General features: G+C 56.4%; 1 protein-coding gene. It reads right to left on the bottom strand.

All coding sequences use genetic code 11. The annotated features are described in order from the left end of the window. Positions 1-88: 88 nt before the first annotated feature. Positions 89-349: ATP-binding protein (locus P0D80_RS51445; RefSeq protein ID WP_408296716.1), on the bottom strand; the 261-nt coding region annotated here is incomplete at its 5' end.

Below are 349 nucleotides of genomic sequence, written 5' to 3'. Positions count from 1 at the left end.
TATTTCGGCGAACGTGACCGCCGATTTCGGGAACGTGACCGATTCGGCGGGGTTGGGCGTTGCGCGGTGTTGATTGTAGATTTTCTTGTTAGCTCTGGTCGAGTTCGGGCTCCAGGACGCTGGGTTTTGGGGATGACTTTCTGAGGGATTCACCGGTGAGCGTGATCCGGTGATGACGCTGCATGAGACGGTCGAGCATTGCGTCGGCGATGGTCTCGTCGCCGATCCATCCATGCCAGTGCTCAATCGGTAACTGTAATGCGATGAACAACATTATGCGGAGTTCGTCCGTACGAACCCCGCTGCCGTCAGCGTCCAGTGGCTTTGCGTCTATGCATAAAGCAGAGGG

The sequence above is a fragment of the Paraburkholderia sp. RL17-373-BIF-A genome, from assembly GCF_046030175.1.
Lineage (GTDB): Bacteria > Pseudomonadota > Gammaproteobacteria > Burkholderiales > Burkholderiaceae > Paraburkholderia.
This window is presented reverse-complemented; position numbering and strand designations above follow the sequence as displayed.